Source organism: Thalassobaculum sp. (assembly GCF_965223715.1).
In the GTDB taxonomy this organism is placed as follows: domain Bacteria; phylum Pseudomonadota; class Alphaproteobacteria; order Thalassobaculales; family Thalassobaculaceae; genus Thalassobaculum.
Genome location: NZ_OZ245012.1, coordinates 1,303,860 through 1,323,760, shown reverse-complemented (window position 1 = coordinate 1,323,760; position 19,901 = coordinate 1,303,860). Strand labels below are relative to the sequence as shown.

Here is a 19,901-nt window from a genome sequence, read left to right as displayed (position 1 = left end):
CCGGAGCGTGGGAGATCTTCACTCCGATGCTCCAACACGCGGGAGGCTAGGTCCCGGGTCGAGCCCGGGAAGACAGATGTGGAGAGAGGGCCGGCGCGGCACTCACACCTCCAGTACCACCTTCCCCACCACCTTGCGGTCGGAGATCACCGCCATGGCCTCGGCCATCTGCTCCAGCGGGAAGGTCGCCATCACGTTCGCCGACAGCTTGCCCTCGGCGTGCAGGCGGAAGATCTCGGCCTGGGCCTCAGCCATGCGGTCGGGCGTGCGATCGCGGTAGTCGGACCATTGCAGGCCGGTCACCGCGATGTTCTTGACCAGCAGATAGTTCGCCTTGATCACCGGGATCCGTCCCGCCGCGAAGCCGACCACCACCATCCGCCCGCACCAGGCCAGCGCCCGCATGGCCGCGTCGAACGGATCGCCGCCCAGCGGGTCGATGCAGACATCCGCCCCGTTGCCGCCGGTCACCGCATGGACCTGGTCGCGCAGGCCGTCGCGCAGGTTCTCTACCGACAGGTCGATGATGTGATCCGCCCCGGCTTCGCGCGCCGCGGCGGCCTTGGACATGGTCGACACGCCGGCCAGCGCCGTGCCGCCCAGCGCCTTCACGAGCTGGATCGCCGCCATGCCCACACCACCGGTCGCCCCCAGCACCAGCACCGTCTCGCCCGGCGTGAAGCCGCCGCGGTCGAGCAGCGCGAACCAGGCGGTCTGGTAGACCAGCCCCATGGCCGCCGCATCGGAGAAGGCCATGCCGTCGGGCATCGCAAAACACTGGTCCGTGCCGGCCACCACCTCCTCGGCAAAGGCGCCGTATTCCATCTGCGCCATCACCCGGTCGCCCGGCTTCCAGCCGGTCACGCCGTCGCCGACCGCCGTGATCTCGCCGGCCAGTTCCTTGCCCGGAATGAAGGGCAGCGGCGGCTTGTGCTGATATTTCCCCTCCACCACCAGCAGGTCGGGATAGTTCACCCCGGCCGCCCGCGTGCGGATCGCCACCTGCCCCGGTCCAGGCACCGGCGAGGGCAGGTCCTTGACCACCGCCGTCTCCGGCGCGCCGAACGCCTCCATCATCACCGCGCGCATGGGTCTAATCCTTTCCCAGATCGGGCATCAGGTCTTCGTTGGCGTCGCCCAGGGCCGGGAACGACTGCCCGCCCTCGGGATCGCGGTAGATCGGGGCGATCGGCGGCGGCAGTGGGATCATCGCCGTACTGCCGGCCTGCATGGAGCCGCTGAACAGGCCGCGCTGCCGGAAATGCGGATCGCCGGCGGCTTCCGAGATCGATTTCACAAGGGTGACGCAGGCATCCACCCCGTCGAAGGCCTCCAGCCAGTCGGCGCTTGTGCGCGACGCGATGATCGCCCGGACCTCGGCCGTCGTGGCCTGCGGGTCCCTCGCGTCGTCACGCAGGGCATGGTCGAGGTTGATCACCTCGCAGAAATTCGCCCAGAACTTCGGCTCCAACGGCGCGCAGGCGAGCCAGCGGCCGTCGGCGCAGCGGTAGACCTGGTAGCGCGGCGTCCCGCCGGTCACAAGCTCGCCGCCGGGCTTCGGGTCGCCCTTGCCGGCCGCCCGCTCGCCCAGCGCCCAGTAGCCCCAGGCGAACAGGTTGTCGGCCATGGCGACGTCGAGATAGGCGCCCTCGCCCGTCTTCTCCGCCTCACGCAGGGCCAGCAGGATGGAGATCACCGCCGGCATGGTGCCGCCGCCGATATCCGCCACCAGGACCGGCGGCAGGACCGGATCGCCTCGGCTGTCCGCACCCAGGTTCAGGATGCCGGTCTCCGACATGTAGTTCAGGTCATGGGCGGCGAGTTGCGCCTTCGGGCCGGTCTGGCCGAAGCCGGTGATCGAGCAGTAGACGATCGCCGGATTCAACGCCTTCACCGCCTCGTAACCCAGCCCCAGCCGGTCCATGACACCAGGGCGGAACTGTTCCACCAGCACGTCGGTATCCTTGACCAGCGCCTTTACCTGCTCGACCGACGCCGGGTCCTTCAGGTCGACCGCGAGCGATCGCTTGCCCCGGTTCAGCAGGGCGAAGTTGACGCCGCTGTCCTGCGTCACCATCGGCGGATAGGCGCGCATGTCCTCACCGCTGCCGGGCCGTTCCAGCTTGATCACCTCGGCTCCGGCCTCGGCCAGGATCAGGGTCGCCATCGGTCCGGGCAGCAGGGTCGAGAAGTCGAGCACCCGCACGCCGGCCAGCGGCTTGCGCGGCTTCTGCGGCGTGGGGGCCATCAGGACATCCCCCGCTGCGCCCGCTTTTTCGCCACCCGCGCCCGGCGGGCCGGGGCGTAGTGCTTGGTGCCGTAGACCTCGAACAACGCCTGGGTCACGTCGTGGTGGTGGTGCAGGCCGGTGCGTTCCAGCAGTTCGATCGGACCTTCGGGATAGCCGAGGCCGAGCTTCACGGTGAGGTCCATGTCGTCGGCCGTGGCCAGTCCCTCGTCCAGCTTGGCCAGCGCCTCGTTGTAGTAGGGCCGGATCAGCCGGTCGAGGATTCGGCCGGCGAAGTCGAAACATTCGGAGACCTGCAGTCCCGCCCCCTCCAGCACCATCCGGGCGGCCTCCAGGGCGGCCGGATCGGTATGCGGCTGGCGCACCAGCTCGACCAGATCGGAGGGCGCGCCGTCGCCGACCCGGAAGCGGGCGAAGCCGATGGTGTTCGACCCCTCCTCGCCCCGGCTCTCGCCGGTCACCTCGCCGAGGGTCTCGGTGGTGAGCTCGACCAGGATGGCGGTGCGCGACGGGTCCTCCTGCCACGCGGTGATGGCTCCGGAGCCGAGATAGGTGACGACCTCGCCCTCGCCGCCGGCGCCGGCCAGGAACGGGTGGTCTTCCGGAAACGACCGGCTGTCGCCGGTATCGACGATCGAATAGCTGACCATGGCTCAGGCCCCGTACATCTTGTCGCTGTCATAGGTGAAGAAGCCGCGCCCGGACTTGCGCCCGAGATGGCCGGCCGCGACCATGCGGTGGAGCAGCGGCGGTGCGGCGCAGCGCGGGTCGTGGGTGACGCCGTAGAACGCGTCGCAGAGCAGCACCTGGGTGTCGAGCCCGATCAGGTCGAGCAGCTCGCACGGCCCCATCTTGTAGCCGAGCCCGGCCTTGATCGCCCGGTCGATATCCGCCGGCTCCGCCACGCCGGCTTCGATCAGGCGGATGACGTCGTTGTTAAACGGCACCAGGAAGTAGTTGAGGATGAAGCCCGGCGCATCCTTGGTCTTCACCGGCTTCTGCCCCAGCGCCTCGCAGAACGCCCAGGCGGCGGCGAAGGTGGTGTCCGAGGTGTTCAGCCCCGGCGACATCTCCACCAGCTTCATGAGCTGGGCCGGGAGGCAGAAATGCATGCCCACGACCCGGTCCTCGCGCCCGCAGCCCGAGGCGATCTGGGTGATCGACAGGGTGGAGGTGTTGGAGGCGAACAGGGTGTGCTCCGGGCAGACCTCGTTCAGCTTGCCGAACAGCTCCTGCTTGACGGCCAGGTTCTCGAACACCGCCTCGATGACGATGTCGCACTCGGCCAGGCCGTCCAATTTGTCGGTGGTCTTGTAGCCGGCCATGGCGGCGTCGACCTGCTCCTGGGTGAGCTTGCCGCGCTCCACCGACTTGGCCAGGAAGGCTGCCGTCTGACCCCTGGCCCGCTCCAGCGCCTTGGTGTTGGTGTCGTAGAGCACGGTGCGGTAGCCGGCGCGGGCCGCCACGATGGCGATCCCCGCCCCCATGGTCCCCGCGCCGCACACGCCGACGGTCTGGATGGTTGTCATGAGAACCTCTCATCTCATTCTTCGTCATCCTGACGAAAGTCAGGATCGAGGCGGTTGCGCCCCAGTCGTCATCCTGAATTCAATTCAGGATCATGACTGTGGCGCCGGAGGCTTGGTCCTGACTTGCGTCAGGACGACGGGGGGGAGTGGTTGACGCACCCTACTCCTTCCGCGCGAAGCTGCGGCCGATGAGCTGGCGGTGGATCTGGTTGGTGCCTTCCCAGATCTGGGTGATCTTGGCGTCCCGCATCAGCCGTTCGACCCGGTAGTCCTGGCAGTAGCCGTAGCCGCCGTGGAGCTGCACGGCCTCGTCGGCGATCCGCATGGCGAGGTCGGAGCCGCGCATCTTCAGCATCGACGCCTCGATGCCGAAATCGGTCGCCCCGCCATCGACCATGCGGCCGACCTTCCACAGCCAGGCCTCGCACAGGGCAAGGTCGGTCGCCAGGTCGGCCAGGGTGAACTGGATGCCCTGGAACTCGACGATCCGCTTGCCCGACTGGCGGCGGTCGTTGATGTAGTCGATCGCGTCCTCGAAGGCCGCCCGGGCGATGCCGAGCGCATGGGCCGCCACGCTGGGCCGCGACTTGTTTAGCGAGGACAGCAGGATCCGCAACCCGTCGCCCGGCTCGCCGATGATGTTCTCGCGCGGGATCTTCATGTCCTCGAAGGACAGCGCCACCGTCGGGGCGGCGCGGTGTCCCATCTTCTCCTCCTTGCGGAGCACCTCCAGGCCGGGCGTGTCCTTATCGACCACAAAGGCGGTGATCGACTTGCGCGGATCGTCGATCTCGCTCCACTTGCCGAAGACCAGCAGGTGGTCGGCGACGTTGCCGTTGGAGATGAACGTCTTCCCGCCGTTCACCACGACGGTCTCGTTGCCGTCGGGAGTAATGCGGGTCTTCATGCCGGTGGCGTCGGAGCCGGCCGTCGGCTCGGTGATGCAGAGCGAGCCGATGCCGCCGGCGGCGATGGTCGGCAGAATGCGCTGCTTCTGCGCCTCGGTGCCGAAATCCATCACCGGCTTCATGCCGTGAAAGTTGGTCGCCCAGATGATGCCGGTCGAGGCACAGGCCTTGGAGATCTCCCTCACGCAGGCGAGATAGACCGTGTAGGACAGGCCGAGCCCGCCATATTCCTCCGGCACGAACATCGCGTTCATGCCGAGCTCGTTCATCTCGGCGATATTGTCGGCCGGATAGGTGCCGTTGCGGTCGTGCTCGGCGGCGCGCGGTGCGATCTTCTCGGTGGCGAGCTGGCGCACGCTGTCCAGCACCATGGCCTCGTCCTCGGGCAGGTCGAGGCTGGCGTCCAGTCGGTCAAGTACGGTGGCCATCAGCGATCCTTGAAACTCGGTTTGCGCTTCTCGACGAAGGCGGCAAGGCCCTCGTCGGCATCCTCGGTGCGGAAGGACAGGGTGGAGAGGTCCGCCTCCACCTTCAGCCCTTCATGGATCGGCAGGTCCAGGGCGCGGGTCACCGCCTCCTTGGCGAAGCTGATCGCCGGCAGGCCGTAGCGGGTCACCTCGCCCAGGAAGCCGGTCGCCTCGGCCAATGAATCAGCGGTTTCAGCCAGCCGGTTCACCAGGCCGATCCGGTGCGCCTCCTCGGCATCGACGGTGCGGCCGGTCAGGATCATCTCCAGCGCCCGTCCCTCGCCGATCAGGCGCGGCAGACGCTGCGTGCCGCCATAGCCCGGGATCAGGCCGAGCTTGATCTCCGGCAGGCCCATCTTCGCGGTCGGCACCGCCATGCGGAAAGTGCAGGCCAGAGCCATCTCCAGCCCGCCGCCGAAGGCGAAGCCGTTGATCAGGGCGAGCGACGGGATCTCCAGGGCCGCGATCTTGGCGAAGGTCGCCTGCCCGGCCTCGGCCCCGCGCTTCTGGGCCATCAGGTCGCGGCCCATCAGCTCCTTGATATCCGCACCGGCGCAGAACGCCTTCTCGCCCGCGCCGGTGATCAGCAAGCCGCGGGCGTCGGACTCACGGACCTCGTCCAGTTTCTCAGAGATATCCGATATCAGACTGAAATTAAGCGCGTTCAATGCCTCCTGACGGTCGATGGTCAGGGTGGCAATTCCCTCGGACAGGGCCAGGGTCACGGTCATCGTATCCTCACTCCTCAGGCGTCTTCGGGCTGCTTGAACCGGCAGGGCTCGGGGGCGATCTGCCCCGACTTCGCCCATTCCGCCAGCTCGCGCTTCAGGATCTTGCCGCTGGGTGTCAGCGGGAAGCTATCCATCACCAGGAAGTATTCCGGCATGTCGTATTTCGACAGCCCGACGGCGTAGAGATGGTTCAGCACGGTCATAGCATCCGGCGCCTCGCCGGTCGGCAGGATTGCCAGAGCCAGCTTCTCGCCGAGCCGTTCGTCCGGCACCGGAAAGGCCGCCGCCTTGGCGATGTTCGGATGCTTGACGGCCAGGTCTTCCACCCGGGCGGGGAAGATGTTGTGGCCGCCGCGGATCACCACGTCCTTGAGGCGGCCGACGATGGACAGGTTGCCGTTGCCGTCGAGCACGCCGAGATCGCCCGACAGGAACCAGCCGTCCCGGTTGAACGAGCCCTCGGTGGCGGCCTGGTTGTCGAAATAGCCCAGCATCAGGGCGGCCCCCTTGCCGCCGATCTCGCCGATGGTGCCGGGGGGGACCTCCTCGTCGCGGTTCTCCTGGGAGAAGATCCGCACTTCGTAGCCGGCCCCACCGCGGCCGCAGGTCGCGCAGATCGTCGCCTCGTCGTCCACCGGATGGGTGTACTGGTGCGACGAGTTCTCGGTCATGCCGTAGATGTTCTGCGGCCGCACCCCCTGGCGCACGAAGCGCTCGGCCACGGCCGGCGGGATCGGCGAGCCGGCCATGTAGAACAGGTTCACCGACCCGAGTTTATCGATGTTACGCCGAGCCTGTTCGGCCTGGATGTCCATCGCATGGGTCGGCACGCCCATGACGTAGGTCGCGCCGGTCTCGATCATCCAGTCCAGGCGCGACAGGCCGGGGGCCGGGTCGTCGATGATCAGTTCCATCCCCGCGACCAGCCACTGGCCGACCGCCACCCAGGCGATGTGGTGGCTGAGCGGCGACAGGGTCAGCAGCACGGTGGACGTGTCGTGGTGCCAGTCCTTCACCAGATCGCGGCAGTTGGTCAGCAGCGAGTTGTCGGAATGCATCACCCCTTTGGGCTTGCCCGTCGTGCCGCTGGTGAAGGCGAGATAGCACACACTGTCCGGGTTCGGGTCCGGCTCCCTCAGGTTGCGCGGGGACGTTCCGATCTTCGGCAGGTCGCCCTCGTCACGCTGCGGCGGCAGGACGAAGACCTTGCGCATCGCCTCGAGCCCCTGCAGGGCCGCGACCGGGTCGTGACGGTCGGTATCGGCCCCCCAGCCGGTCTCCACCACCGCCGCCGTCGCCCCGACCCGCTCCAGCAGGCCGGTGATCTCCTCCACCGTGTAGTTCCGGTGGAGCGACGGGTTGCAGACATAGCCGTTGCGCGAACAGGCGAGGAACGAAGCGACCACCTCGACCCGGTTCGACGCCCACAGCGCGACCCGCTCGCCGGTGACCACGCCGGCCTCGTGCAGGCTGTCGGCGATGGCGTCGACCCAGTCCTTCAACTGCCCCCAGGTCAGGTGACGGGACGAATCCCGCACAGCCTTGGCGTCGGGTCGCGCCGCCGCATGCTTGGCCAGCAGGGCGTAGAAGGTCTCGTCATGCCACAGCCCGGCCTCGTAGTAGCGCCGGGCGGTGGCCGGGTCGTGCAGCGTGAGAAGCCGGCTCATGGCGCCGCCCTCAGTGGCCGAACTTTTCCGGATCGGGCGTGCGGCGCTCGCCGAAGGCCTTGGACAGTTCCTGGCTCTCCTCGGTCTTCAGATACAGCTTCAGCAGCATGTCGTGGGAGACGCGGCCCAGGCCGCCGACGCCGCCGTGCCGGGCGAGGAAGGCGTGCTTGATGCCGGCGAGCGCCAGCGGGCCGCGCTCGGAGATCGACATCGCCCAGGCGCGGGTTTCCTCGTGCAGCTTGTCGTCCGGCACCATGCGGTTGATCAGGCCCCAGTCCAGCGCCTCGGCGGCGGAGAGCTTGCGGTTCGTGTACCACATCTCCTTCGCCCGCTTCTTGCCGATGGCGTCCTCCAGATACCAGGTGCCGTAGCCGGCATCGAAGCTGCCCATCATCGGACCGACCTGGCGGAAGACGGCGCTTTCCTTGGCGATGGTCAGGTCGCAGACGGTGTGCAGCACGTTGCCGCCGCCGACGGCAAAGCCGTTGACCATGGCGATCACCGGCTTCTGCAGCTTGTCGATCGCGTCGTACATCTCAAGCGTCGGCAGCACGCCGGCATAGAGGTTGGTGTCCTCCATCCCGTCCTTGCGCCCGCCGATGCAGAAGAACTTCTCGCCGGCCCCCGTCAGCACGACGACACGGGTGCGGGTCTCGCGGCGGATCTGTTCGATGCAGTCGCGGATCTCCACGCAGGTGACGGGGGTGAACATGTTCCCGTCTTCCGGCCGGTTGATGGTGATCCAGCCGATGGGGCCGTCTTCCTCGTAGAGGATCGTCTCGAACGTCGCGGACATGGGTCTCTTCCCTTGGGAGTTTTACTGTTCGCCGAGCCAGTCGGCGCGGATGTCGGTTTCGTGGGCGCCGAGGTCCGGCGGGGCGCGGCGCGGCGTGTTGGCCCGGCCGTCGATCTGCACGCCGGTGCCGACCTGGGGCGACGGGCTCTTGCCCTCCCGAGCGATCGTATAGAGGAAGCCGCGCTCGTACAGGTGGCGATCGGCGCAGACCTCGTCCACCCGCTGGATCGGCCCGGCGGGGACTTTGTTGTCGTCGAACAGGTCCAGCCACTCGGCCCTCGGTCGGGTCTTCAGGATCGCCTGGATCTCGGCCACCAGTTCGGCACGGACTTCGCGGCGGCCGGTATTGGTGGCGGTTTCCGGGTCCTCGCCGCGTTTCGGATCGCCGACCGCCTGCCAGAACCGGCGCCAGATGGCGTCGTTGCCGAGGCCGAGGGTCATCGGGTCGTCGGCGGTGTCGAAGACCTGATAAATGGCGATCACACTGTCACGCGCGCCGGAGCGGGCCGGCACCTCGCCGGAGCCGAGATAGCTGGCGATGCGCGGCACCATGAAGCGCGTCATGCTCTCGACCATGGAGACGTCGACCACGGCCCCCTGCCCGGTCCGGCCCTTGCGCACCAGAGCAGCCGCAACGGCGAGCGCCAGGTCGTGGCCGGCCAGCAGGTCGGCAGCGGGGGTGCCGACCTTCTGCGGCGGGCTGTCCGGCTCGCCGGTCAGGTCCATGACGCCGGAATAGCCCTCGGCGATCAGGTCGTAGCAGGGCTTGTCCTTGCGCTCTCCGGTCAGGCCGAAGCCGGTGACCGAGGCGACGATCAGCCCGGGATTGAGTTTCTGGAGTGAAGCCGGATCGGTCTTCAGCTTCTCCTGCACCCGCGGCACCTGGTTCAGCACGACCACATCGGCCGCGGCGACCAGCTTCTCGAACAGGGTGCGGCCGGGATCGGTTGTGTAGTCGATGGCTACACTGCGCTTGTTCCGGTTCACCGACATGAACCACAGGGAGTCGCCATCCAGGAACGGCGGGCCCCAGGCGCGGGCGTCGTCGCCGCTGCCCGGCCGCTCGATCTTGACCACGTCGGCGCCGTAATCGGCCAGCAGCAGCGTGGCATAGGGCCCGGCGATGGACGTGGTCAGGTCGAGCACCCGCACCCCGTCGAGCAGGTCGAACGGCGCACCGGTCGGTGCCGGCGGCAGATCCTCCAGCGGTAGCTTTGGTTCGGTCATGGGCATTTCCTCCACCAACCCTCAGCGCAACGCCCGTGCCAATCCGCGAAGCGGCGGAAATCCTGGTGCCTGTGTGACGAACTGTTCTCGACGCGGACAGCTGGATTTTCTAATGTTCGCGACATGGACACATCTCCCAGCATCCGGCTTCTCAGATCCGACGGTAGCCTCGTCTTCGCCGACGGCCCGCGCCTGCCCACCGCCGTAGACCGGGCGTTGACCGAGGCGGATCCGACCCGCCGGATCTGGAGCGTGGATCTCGGCGACACTGTCTGGTCGGTGCTGTCCCGCCATACGGAGAGCGGTGTGGGACTGCATATGGTCTGGCCGGCGGGGGCGGAGGACCCGGTGGTGGACTTCGCCGCCAGTGTCGACTTCGCCCACGAGATCCTGGCGCATTTCCTCACCAACCCCTACGAGGCGATCACCGTGGTCGATGCCGAGGGCCTGCTGCGTTGGGTCAGCCCGGTGCATGCAAGGTTCTTCGGCATGAAGCGCGGAGAAGGGCTCGGTCTGCCGGCCCAAGAGGTGATCGAGAACACCCGCCTGCCCGAGGTCGCCCGGTCAGGCCGCGCCCAGATCGGCCGGCTGCAGGAGATGAACGGCGTCGCCCGCATCGTCAGCCGCTTTCCGATCAACCGGGATGAGAAGACGGTCGGTGCCATCGGTCAGGTGATGTTCAAGGGTCCGGACCAGGCGCTCGAATTCGGCCGCGAGATCGCCAAGCTGCGGGCCGAGGTGGACTACTACCGCCGGGAACTGGAGGAGATGCGCCCGCGCCCGGCGGATCTGGAGGCGATCATCGGCGACAGTCCGCCGATCCGCAAACTGAAGGCGGATATCGCCCGGGTGGCGCCGCTGGACATCTCGGTGCTGATCCGCGGCGAGAGCGGCACCGGCAAGGAGCTGGTCGCCCGCGCCCTGCACGGCCAGTCGAACCGGGCGGCCAAGCCCCTGGTGGTGCTGAACGCCGCCGCCCTGCCCGCAACTCTCGTGGAGGCGGAGCTGTTCGGCTACGAGCCGGGATCCTTCACCGGCGCCGACAAGCGCGGCCGCTCCGGCAAGTTCGAGCTCGCCGACAAGGGGACCCTGTTCCTCGACGAGATCGGCGACATGGGGATCGACATCCAGGCCAAGGTGCTGCGGGTGCTGGAGGAAGGCACCTTCGAGCGGCTCGGCGGTCACCGCTCGCGCAGCGCAGACTTCCGGCTGGTCACCGCCACCAACCGGCCGGTGGAGCGCATGATCGAGGAGGAGGACTTCCGCGCCGACCTGTATTTCCGCATCGGCGCCATCACCCTGTGGCTGCCGCCCCTGCGCGACCGGGCGGCCGACATCCCGGCGCTGGTGCGCACCTTCCTCGCCCGCACGGTGAAGCGCCACAACCTGCCGCCGCGCGGTGTGCGGGCCGACGCCATGGCCCTGCTGACGGCCCATCCCTGGCCCGGCAATGTCCGCGAGCTGTTCAACACGGTGCAGAAGGCGGCGATCTTCTGCGACGGCGAGGAGCTGACCCCGGCCGACCTGCCCGACCTGGTGGGCGAGGCGCCGCAACCCGACCCGGCGGCATCGCTGGAGATGCAACTGCGGGCGCTGGAGGAGCGACTGATCGCCGAAGCGCTGAACCGGGCCGACGGCAACAAGAAGCGCGCCGCCGAAGCGCTCGGGATCAGCCGGACTTATCTGTACAAGCGGCTCGGCGAGATGGCGGGGTAGAGCGCCCCACCCCGCCCTTCGACACGCCCCGGCCACAGGCCGGGGGACGTGTCGAAGGGTCACCCGTGCAGCGCGAACAGCATCGAATACAGCCCGCTCTCCACTTTGCGCGCGCCGCGGTCGGCGAGGCCTTCGACGATGCCGGCATCGACCAGTGCCGCCTCCACAAAGGATCGCTCCGTGCCCTCGACCACGGCGGTGAACGGGGCCCTGCCGTCCTTGCCGGTGCGGATCGACTGCTCGGCGGTCTTGGCGAGCGAGCGGTCCATGTCGGCCTGCCAATGCTGCACCCGGGTGATGCCCTCGCGGTTGCGCAGGTCATGCAGGGCGGTGCCGGCGAGCCAGCGGGCGATCTCCTCCGGATCGCCGGTGCCCGGGTCGTAGCGCACGGTGGCGATGATCGAGCCGAGCGCCTCGCCGCTGGAGAACCGCACCCGGCTGGTGGCGCGTACGAAGTTGCGGAAATGCCCCATCATCCGGGTGGTCCACTCGGTCGGATGGTCGAGCGCGTGGCGATAGGCCGGGTCGTCGAAGCAGGCCATGCTGTCGACGTCATAGACCGCCAGATACCGGTGCTTGCCGCGGCCGATCTTGCGATATCGCCGCCCGTTGCGCCAGCCGGGCATGCCGACCCGCTCGGGGATGTGCTCGCGGTGGTACCACTCGCTGAACTCGGCGTCGCCTTCGGGCGTGGTGTCGCCCCAGACCGCCATGGCCGCGTCGGTCATGTGCCTCTCTCCTCCCTGTAATCGCGTCTTCTTCTTGGTTTCAGGCCGCGTCGATCTGCCGGGTCGGCCCTTCCGGATGGTCCGGCGTGGCGGCGGGAATTCGCGGCGTCTCCTGGTCGCCCTTCGGCCGGCGGTCGGGTGGGGTGACGATGCCGCCGGACACCACCATCTTGATGCCCTCCTCCACCGTCATGGTCAGCACGTGGCAGTCCTCGCGCGGCACAAACAGCAGGAACCCCGAGGTCGGGTTCGGCGTGGTGGGCAGGAACACGTTGACCACGTCGTCGGTGGTCAGGTTCTGCACCTCGCCCACCGTGTCGCCGGTCAGGAAGCCGAGGGCCCAGATGCCCCGGCGCGGGTATTCGATCAGCACGACCTGGCGGAACGCCTTGGACTGCTGCGCCAGGACGGTCTCCAGGATCTGCTTCAGCGCGCTGTGCACGTTGCGGATCACCGGCATGCGGGCCATCAGCCGCTCCGACAGGCTGACGATCCAGCGTCCGACCAGCCCGGCGGTGAAGGCGCCGATGATCGTCAGCACCACGGCGGCGACGATCAGCCCGAGGCCGGGGATGCCGAACGGCAGATAGGTTTCCGGATTGTAGCGGGCCGGTATCAGCGGCGTGACCCGGTTGTCGATGAAGTCGATGATCAGCCAGGCGAGATACAGGGTTATGCCGATCGGCGCGGTCACCAGAACCCCGGCGAAGAAGTAGTTCCGCAATCGCGAAATCAATGAAACCTTGGTGCTGGGCGCCATCGGGGGCGGCCTCCTCTGCGCGAATGAGCGGAACGACAATCACGTTAACTTAGGGAGCGACGCCCCGTGCCGCCAGGGGCCACCGCAAGTCGCGTGTGCGGTGCAACAACGTCCGGCAGCATAGCCGCAAGCGCTCGGACCGCACAATCGCCCCTCCGGTTCCCGGTTGCACTTCACCCCCTCAAGTACCGGCGGGCCCTGGCGAGAATAAGGCATGGTTTCATTGTCTTGAGGACAAAGTAGCCTTGGCGGCCGATGCCGGCTTACTGCACACTCGCGCCATGACGACAGCTCCTTCCGCCTTCGGCACTGACCTCCGCCCGCTCTTCTGCCTGGAAGACGGTCCCGTCCACCTCAACCACGGCTCCTACGGCGCCACGCCGCGGGCCGTGCTGGAGGCCCAGCGCGACTGGCGCGACCGCATGGAGGCGGAGCCGAGCCGGTTCATGGAGTTCGAGTTCCGCCCCGCCCTGCGCGCCGCCGCCGCCAGACTGGCACCCTATATCGGGGCGAAGGCGGACGACCTCGCCATGGTGGAGAACCCGACCCAGGCGGTGAACGCGATCCTGCGCTCGCTCGACCTGAAGCCGGGCGACCGGATCCTGATCAACGATCAGACCTACGGGGCGGTGCGCAACACCGTGCGCTTCGTCTGCGCCATGACCGGGGCCGAGATCGCCGAGTGGACGCTGCCCTTCCCGGCGGAATCGCCGCAGCAGGCCCTGGACGCCTTCGAGGCGGCGCTGGCCGCGTCCAACCCGAGGCTCGCCATCATCGACCATGTCACCTCGCCGACCGCCCTCGCCCTGCCGGCCGAGGCGATGACCGCATCCGCCCGGGACGCGGGCGCGCTGGTGCTGGTGGACGGGGCCCATGCGCCGGGCATGATGGGACTGGATATCGAGGCGCTCGGGGCGGACTGGTACACCGGCACCTGCCACAAGTGGCTGTTCGCGGCCAAGGGCTGCGCCTTCCTGTGGGCGGGGCCGCGGGTGATCGACCGCCTGCATCCGGCGGTCATCAGCCACGGCTATCTGAACGGCTTCCACGAGGAGTTCGACTGGGTCGGCACCCGTGACGGCTCGGCCCAGCACTCCCTGCCGGCGGCCCTGGATTTCGTCGACCGGTTCGGGGTCGAGGCGATCCGCACCCACAACCACGCGCTCGCCATGGCGGCGGGACGGCGGCTGTCGGCCGCGTGGGGGACGGAGATGGGCCAGCCGGAGAGCATGGTGGGCTCGATGGTGATGGTGCGGCTGCCCGACGGCTACGGCACCGGTTTCGAGACCGCGCGCGACCTGCGCTTGAGGCTGCTGCGCGAGGACCGGATCCAGACCCGGGTGAACCCGCTTGCCGGTGGGCTGTATGTCCGGGTGTCGAGCCAGATCTACAATCATATCGGCGAGATCGACGCCCTGGCGGACGCGGTGCTCGCCAAGCGGCCGAACGCCTGACCGGTCGACGGCGGCGCCAGCGGATCAGTTCAGCTTGTGACGGAACTTGCGCTCGAGCTCGCGCAGGATCTCCACCCGCCGCTTGCCCCCGTTCTCCAGGGCCAGCTTGAACAGGCGCGAGGCCTCGTTCTCCGGCTCCGGCGGGGTCTGGCCGATCTGAACCATGGCCGCCCGCTGGGCACGCGCAAGCACGTCCGGATCGATCTTCTGCCGGACCGCACGCAGGATCTTCAGGGCCTTGTCGCGTTCGCTCATGACACGAGTATGGCCGAATCGGCCTAGAGCGACAATGGGTGGCGCGACACCGCCTGCCGGGCTCAGAAGAACTTGGTGACGAAGGCAGCCGCCAGCGCGTTGTCCACAATCTTGGTCACGACCGCCTCGGCCCGGCCCTTGATTTCTTTATCGTTGTATTTCGCGTTGATCTCGAAGCGGAATCGCTGTCCCGAAATCACGATATCCTTGTCGTAGGGATCAAGAATAAAGCCTTTGTCGTTAATTTCGCGAATATTAAAGACAAACTTGTCTATTTTAACGACGCCCTTGGATTCGGCCTTTTTCGGGTTGCCCATCACCTTCGGCCGAACAGGCTTCTTCTTCTCTTTCGAGACCTTCAGAAAGTCGAACATCGCCGGACTCCCACGCCCCTGCGTGATTAACGCAAGTGCAATATACGATGCCCGCGAGGTCGTGGAAAGCGCGTAGCCTTTGGCTATGCACGAATTGAAGTAAAACCGGAGAAACTCTCCGGTAATTGATCAATTCACGCAAGGAGGCGACGGTCAAATCCGTGCGAAAACACACACGCCCCACCAAGGCGGCTGGCGGCTGAAACATCACCGGATCGGGGCGGGAATGGTGAGCGCGACAGGGTTCGAACCTGTGACCGTCTGATTAAAAGTCAGATGCTCTACCAACTGAGCTACGCGCCCGCCAAGGGTGGCCGGAAGCTAGGCAGGGCGTCCCGCCGGGTCAAGTAAAAGCGGACGCAAAAATCGCATCCACCGTCCCTGCCCGCCGGAACCGGCAGCGGAAGGCCCGACCGAGGTCACGCGGCGTTCGGCTGGAAGGCAAATCCCCGGCCGATCACCGCCTCGCAGGCCCGGACCACATCGGCGTCGTAGCGGGTGCCGCTGCCGGCCCGCAGCTCGTCGAGGGCCGCGTCGATGCCGAGGCCGGCCCGGTATGGCCGGTGGCTCCACATCGCCTCCACCACGTCGGCGACGCCGATGATCCGGGCTTCCTGGCAGATCTCCTCGCCCTTCAGCCCCAGCGGATAGCCCGAGCCGTCCAGCCGCTCGTGGTGCTGTCGGATGATGTCCGCCACGGGCCAGGGGAAATCGATCGAGCGCAGGATGTCGTAGCCGTGCTCGGCATGGGACTTCACCACGTCGTATTCGCTGTCGGTCAGGCGGCCGGGCCGGGTGAGGATGTCCGTCGGCACCGCGAGCTTGCCCACGTCGTGCAGCAGCGCGCCGTATTCCAGGCCTTCGCAGGTATCGTCCGACAGCCCCATCTCCCGGGCGATCTCCAGGCTGAGGACGGCCACCCGTTGCTCATGCCCGGCGGTATAGGGGTCGCGCTTCTCCACCGCCATGGCGATGGCGTCCACGGTCTGCTTCAGCACGTGCTTCACCCCTCTGAGCGCACCGCGCAACCGCTCCTGGGTGTCCTTCAGGTCGGTCATGTCGATGCCGACCACGGCAATCTCGGAGACCGCGCCATCGGCGTCGAACAGCGGCGCGCCGCGCCAGCGGTAAGATAGCGTCCGGCCGTCGCTCGTCACCAGACGGACGTCGGCGTTCGCCGGTGCGCCGGTCGTGCGGACCCGCTCGATCGCGGCCCGGGCGTCGCCGAGGTCATCGGGATGGGTAAGATCCGCGACGCCTTTGGTCGAGAGTTCATCGAACGAATAGCCGAGGACCGACTCGTTCGCGCGGTTCCACTCCACCAGGTCGCCCTGGGGGTTCAGCACCACGAGCGGGTTGGGCAGGGCATTGCTGAGTTCGCCGAGACGCTTGCGGGTCTCTTCGAACCGGGTCCGGGCCCGGCGCTCGCGGGTCTCGAGCTTCGTCCATACGATGTACAGCGTCGCGGCCGTGATGGCGATGAAGGCAAAGCCCTTGGCCATCTGGATCTCGGTAATGATCTCGGGATCGCGGCTGATCAATGCGACCAGATAGTCGGAGAAGACGATGTAGAGAGTGGCGATCGCTACATAGGCCGCTGTGACCTGAACCCCTGCCGAGCAAACCGTGGAAATGAGTCCGGAAGAAGCCTGCCGTTCGGGGGGCACAAGTGTCATCGGTCGTCCGCTCCATGGGTATAGGAGCTTTTAACCGACATAGTCTTAAAATTGCGTTGATACCCGAACGATCAACCGATGACGGACCACCGGTTGAACATCGTCCCGGGGCCGTTATCCGGTGAACGGCCCGGTCTGCTTCGCCTGGCTGTCCTTGGCCGGATCGCCGTCGAACCGGTGCATCACCCGTTCCGCCACCCGGGAGGAGACGAACTCGGTGATCTCGCCGCCGAGCCGCCCGATCTCCTTCACGAAGCGCGACGAGATGAACTGGTGCCGGTCCGAGGCCATCAGGAAAGTGGTCTCGATCTTCGGGTTCAGACGGGCGTTCATGCCGGCCATCTGGAACTCGTACTCGAAGTCGGAGACCGCCCGCAGGCCGCGGATGATCACGCTGGCGCCCTGGGACTCGGCAAAATGCATCAGCAGCGAGCCGAAGGGCTTCACGTCGATGGTGCCGATGAACCCGTCCTCGCGGTTGCGGGCCAGGATGTCGCCGATCTCGTCGCGCACCATCTCCACCCGCTCGTCCAGGCTGAACAGCGGGCCCTTGCCGGCGTTGCGGGCCACGGCGACCACCAGGTGGTCGACCGTCTTGCTCGCACGGCGGATGATGTCGATATGGCCCTTGGTGATCGGGTCGAAGGTGCCGGGATAGACCCCGACGCGCGTCTTCTTATCGGTCATTGCGGCGCCTCTCCCCCTTCGTCCGCATCACCCGAGGGGGCGTCGGGCGTATCAGCCCCGCTCTCCCCCGTCTCACCGGCCGCGATCCCCTCGTCGGTCGCGTCCTCGGCCGTCTCCTCCTCGCTGGTCTCCCCGACCAGCGAGACGGACACGACATTCTCCTCGTCGGCGACCCGGAAGACGTACACGCCCTGGGCCTGACGCGAGGTCTCGCGCACATCGCCGATCGGGCAGCGGATCACCTGGCCCTTGTCGGTGACCGCCATGATCTGGTCGGTCTCGGCCACCGAGAAGGAGCCGGCGACCAGCCCGTTCTTGTCGGTCAGGTCGACGTTGGCGATGCCCTGCCCGCCCCGGTTGGTCAGGCGGTAGTTCTCGATCAGAGTACGCTTGCCGAAGCCCTTGGTGGTGACGGTGAGGATATGCTTGCGGCGGATCTCGTCCGTCGCATCGGCCTCGCCGCCGGCGGCTCCGTCAATGTCGAAGCGGCGCAGGATCGACATGGAGACGACCTTGTCCTCGCCGAGCAGCCGGATGCCGCGCACGCCCAGGGAATCGCGGCCCTGGAACACGCGGACATCGGTGACCTTGAAGCGGATCGCCTTGCCGTCGCGGGTCGCCAGGAACACGTCGTCGGCATCGGTGCAGGGCATCACGCCGATCAGGCGGTCGTCGCCCTCCAGCCGCATGGCCCGCTTGCCGGCCTTGTTGATGTTGGTGAAGTCGCTGAGCGCGTTGCGCCGCACGGTGCCGGCCTCGGTGGCGAACATGACGTGGAGCTGCTTCCAGCTCTCCTCGTCCGCCGGCATCGGCATGACGGTCTGGATCCACTCCCCCTCTTCCAGGGGCAGCAGGTTGACCATCGGCCGGCCGCGCGACTGGGGCGTGCCTTCCGGCAGGCGGTAGGTCTTGAGCTGGTAGACCTGGCCGCGGGAGGTGAAGAACAGGATCGGCGCGTGGGAATTGGCCACGAACAGCCGGCTGACCACGTCCTCCTCGCGGGTCGCCATGCCCGAGCGGCCCTTGCCGCCGCGCTTCTGCGCCCGATAGGTGGTCAGCGGCACCCGCTTGATGTAGCCGGCATGGCTGACCGTGACGACCATGTCCTCGCGCGGGATCAGGTCCTCGATGTCGTGCTCGAACTCGTTCTCTTCGATCTCGGTCCGGCGCGGATTGGCCCAGGCTTCCTTCGACTGCAGGAATTCGCCGCGCATCACGTCGAGCAGACGCGGCCGGGAGGTCAGGATCTCCAGGAAGTCCTTGATCTTGGCGGCGATCTCCTCCGCCTCCTCGATCAGCTTGCTGCGCTCCATCCCGGTCAGGCGCTGCAGGCGCAGTTCCAGGATGGCCCGGGCCTGGATCTCCGACAGGATGTAGGTCCCGTCGTCCAGCACCTTGTGCCCCGGATCGTCGATCAGGCCGATGAACGGCGCGACGTCGCCGGCCGGCCAGGCCCGCTCGCACAGGCGGCGGCGCGCTTCGGCGGCATCGGAGGACGAGCGGATCAGCTCGATCACCGGGTCCAGGTTGGTGATGGCGACCATCAGGCCGGCCAGGATATGGGCCCGTTCGCGCGCTTTCTTGAGCAGGAAGCGGGTGCGCCGGGTGATCACCTCCTCGCGGAACTGCACGAAGGCGTAGATCACGTCGCGCAGGTTCATCTGCTCCGGCCGGCCGCCGTTCAGCGCCAGCATGTTCACGCCGAAGCTGGTCTGCAGCGGGGTGAAGCGGTAGAGCTGGTTCAGGACGACCTCGGGCACCGCGTCGCGCTTCAGCTCGACCACGACGCGCACGCCGTCGCGATCGCTCTCGTCGCGCAGGTCGGCGATCCCTTCCACGACCTTCTCGCGGACGATCTCGCCGATGCGCTCGATCATGCGGGCCTTGTTGACCTGGTACGGGATCTCGGTGACGACGATCGCCATCCGGTCCTTGCGGATCTCTTCGATCTCCGCGCGGCCCCGCATCACCACTGAGCCGCGGCCGGTGTGATAGGCGTCGCGGATGCCGGCGCGGCCGAGGATCAGGCCCCCGGTCGGAAAGTCCGGCCCCGGCACATGGGTCATCAACTCGTCGACGGTGATGCCCGGGTTGTCGACCATCGCCAGACAGGCGTCGATCACCTCGCCCAGATTGTGCGGCGGGATGTTGGTCGCCATGCCGACGGCGATGCCGCCCGCACCGTTCACCAGCAGGTTCGGGAACTCCGCCGGCAGCACCGAGGGCTCTTCCGTCGTCTCGTCGTAGTTAGGGACGAAGTTGACGGTTTCCTTGTCGATGTCGCGCAGCAGGCCCTCGGCCGCCTTGGCGAGCCGCGCCTCGGTGTAGCGCATGGCCGCCGCCGGATCGCCGTCCATGGAGCCGAAATTGCCCTGGCCGTCGACCAGGGGCAGGCGCATGGAGAATTCCTGCGCCATACGGACCATGGCGTCGTAGATCGCGCTATCGCCGTGCGGGTGGTACTGACCCATGACCGCGCCGACGATATTGGCCGACTTGCGGTAGGGACGGCTCCAGTCGTAGCCGCCCACCTTCATGGCGTAGAGGATGCGACGGTGCACCGGCTTCAGGCCATCGCGGACGTCGGGCAGCGCCCGGGCCACGATTACGCTCATGGCGTAATCGAGGTACGAGCGGCGCATTTCGTCTTCGATGGAGACAGGTGCGATGTCGTGCGG

General features: G+C 67.4%; 18 protein-coding genes and 1 tRNA gene. 2 read left to right on the top strand and 17 right to left on the bottom strand.

Translation table 11 applies throughout. The features are described 5' to 3' along the window. Positions 1 to 102: 102 nt before the first annotated feature. From ACOQOP_RS06105 to ACOQOP_RS06065, 9 genes are all read right to left on the bottom strand, one after another. Positions 103 to 1,089, bottom strand: coding sequence for an NADPH:quinone oxidoreductase family protein (locus ACOQOP_RS06105; RefSeq protein ID WP_420565436.1), 987 nt, complete (start codon positions 1,087 to 1,089; stop codon positions 103 to 105). Between the two features lie 4 nt (positions 1,090 to 1,093). Then, positions 1,094 to 2,248 (bottom strand): CaiB/BaiF CoA transferase family protein, encoded by a 1,155-nt coding sequence (locus tag ACOQOP_RS06100; protein ID WP_420565435.1) that lies wholly within the window; start codon positions 2,246 to 2,248, stop codon positions 1,094 to 1,096. After that, a complete protein-coding gene (locus ACOQOP_RS06095) occupies positions 2,248 to 2,898 on the bottom strand; it encodes a 3-hydroxyacyl-CoA dehydrogenase family protein (RefSeq protein WP_420565434.1) in 651 nt (216 codons plus the stop codon). Before ACOQOP_RS06095 ends, ACOQOP_RS06100 begins: the two co-directional genes overlap by 1 nt. A 3-nt stretch (positions 2,899 to 2,901) precedes the next feature. Further along, on the bottom strand, positions 2,902 to 3,777 hold the full coding sequence (locus ACOQOP_RS06090) for a 3-hydroxyacyl-CoA dehydrogenase family protein (RefSeq protein WP_420565433.1): 876 nt from the start codon (positions 3,775 to 3,777) through the stop codon (positions 2,902 to 2,904). A gap of 160 nt (positions 3,778 to 3,937) precedes the next feature. Then, the gene (locus ACOQOP_RS06085; RefSeq protein WP_420565432.1) at positions 3,938 to 5,113 is read right to left on the bottom strand and encodes an acyl-CoA dehydrogenase family protein; all 1,176 of its coding nucleotides are present in this window, start codon (positions 5,111 to 5,113) and stop codon (positions 3,938 to 3,940) included. Next, entirely contained in the window at positions 5,113 to 5,883 is a 771-nt protein-coding gene (locus tag ACOQOP_RS06080; RefSeq protein ID WP_420565431.1) for an enoyl-CoA hydratase/isomerase family protein, read from the bottom strand. Before ACOQOP_RS06080 ends, ACOQOP_RS06085 begins: the two co-directional genes overlap by 1 nt. Before the next feature lie 14 nt (positions 5,884 to 5,897). After that, a complete protein-coding gene (locus ACOQOP_RS06075; RefSeq protein ID WP_420565430.1) occupies positions 5,898 to 7,550 on the bottom strand; it encodes a class I adenylate-forming enzyme family protein in 1,653 nt (550 codons plus the stop codon). Between the two features lie 10 nt (positions 7,551 to 7,560). Then, positions 7,561 to 8,346, bottom strand: a complete 786-nt coding sequence (locus tag ACOQOP_RS06070; protein ID WP_420565429.1) for an enoyl-CoA hydratase-related protein — start codon at positions 8,344 to 8,346, stop codon at positions 7,561 to 7,563. A gap of 21 nt (positions 8,347 to 8,367) precedes the next feature. Beyond that, positions 8,368 to 9,573 (bottom strand): CaiB/BaiF CoA transferase family protein, encoded by a 1,206-nt coding sequence (locus tag ACOQOP_RS06065; RefSeq protein ID WP_420565428.1) that lies wholly within the window; start codon positions 9,571 to 9,573, stop codon positions 8,368 to 8,370. A 123-nt stretch (positions 9,574 to 9,696) separates the two neighbouring features. Between ACOQOP_RS06065 and ACOQOP_RS06060 the strand changes: the two genes are divergently transcribed. Next, positions 9,697 to 11,289, top strand: coding sequence for a sigma-54 interaction domain-containing protein (locus tag ACOQOP_RS06060; RefSeq protein WP_420565427.1), 1,593 nt, complete (start codon positions 9,697 to 9,699; stop codon positions 11,287 to 11,289). 59 nt (positions 11,290 to 11,348) lie between these two features. Here ACOQOP_RS06060 and ACOQOP_RS06055 read toward each other — a convergent pair whose 3' ends face one another. Next, complete coding sequence (locus ACOQOP_RS06055) at positions 11,349 to 12,017, bottom strand: hypothetical protein (RefSeq protein ID WP_420565426.1); 669 nt, start codon at positions 12,015 to 12,017, stop codon at positions 11,349 to 11,351. A gap of 40 nt (positions 12,018 to 12,057) precedes the next feature. Continuing rightward, a complete protein-coding gene (locus ACOQOP_RS06050) occupies positions 12,058 to 12,777 on the bottom strand; it encodes a DUF502 domain-containing protein (protein ID WP_420565425.1) in 720 nt (239 codons plus the stop codon). Between the two features lie 281 nt (positions 12,778 to 13,058). Between ACOQOP_RS06050 and ACOQOP_RS06045 the strand changes: the two genes are divergently transcribed. Further along, positions 13,059 to 14,231 (top strand): aminotransferase class V-fold PLP-dependent enzyme, encoded by a 1,173-nt coding sequence (locus ACOQOP_RS06045; protein ID WP_420565424.1) that lies wholly within the window; start codon positions 13,059 to 13,061, stop codon positions 14,229 to 14,231. Between the two features lie 24 nt (positions 14,232 to 14,255). On the opposite strand, the gene ACOQOP_RS06040 is transcribed toward ACOQOP_RS06045, so the two are convergent. From ACOQOP_RS06040 to gyrA, 6 genes are all read right to left on the bottom strand, one after another. Next, entirely contained in the window at positions 14,256 to 14,486 is a 231-nt protein-coding gene (locus tag ACOQOP_RS06040) for a hypothetical protein (RefSeq protein ID WP_420565423.1), read from the bottom strand. A 62-nt stretch (positions 14,487 to 14,548) separates the two neighbouring features. Next, a complete protein-coding gene (locus tag ACOQOP_RS06035; protein WP_420565422.1) occupies positions 14,549 to 14,860 on the bottom strand; it encodes a hypothetical protein in 312 nt (103 codons plus the stop codon). Between the two features lie 227 nt (positions 14,861 to 15,087). After that, a tRNA-Lys gene (locus ACOQOP_RS06030) sits at positions 15,088 to 15,163 on the bottom strand. A gap of 116 nt (positions 15,164 to 15,279) precedes the next feature. Then, entirely contained in the window at positions 15,280 to 16,536 is a 1,257-nt protein-coding gene (locus ACOQOP_RS06025; RefSeq protein ID WP_420565421.1) for an HD domain-containing phosphohydrolase, read from the bottom strand. Positions 16,537 to 16,650: 114 nt separating this feature from the next. Next, complete coding sequence (gene coaD / locus ACOQOP_RS06020) at positions 16,651 to 17,223, bottom strand: pantetheine-phosphate adenylyltransferase (RefSeq protein WP_420565420.1); 573 nt, start codon at positions 17,221 to 17,223, stop codon at positions 16,651 to 16,653. Then, entirely contained in the window at positions 17,220 to 19,865 is a 2,646-nt protein-coding gene (gyrA, locus tag ACOQOP_RS06015) for a DNA gyrase subunit A (protein ID WP_420565419.1), read from the bottom strand. Before gyrA ends, coaD begins: the two co-directional genes overlap by 4 nt. Positions 19,866 to 19,901: the final 36 nt, after the last annotated feature.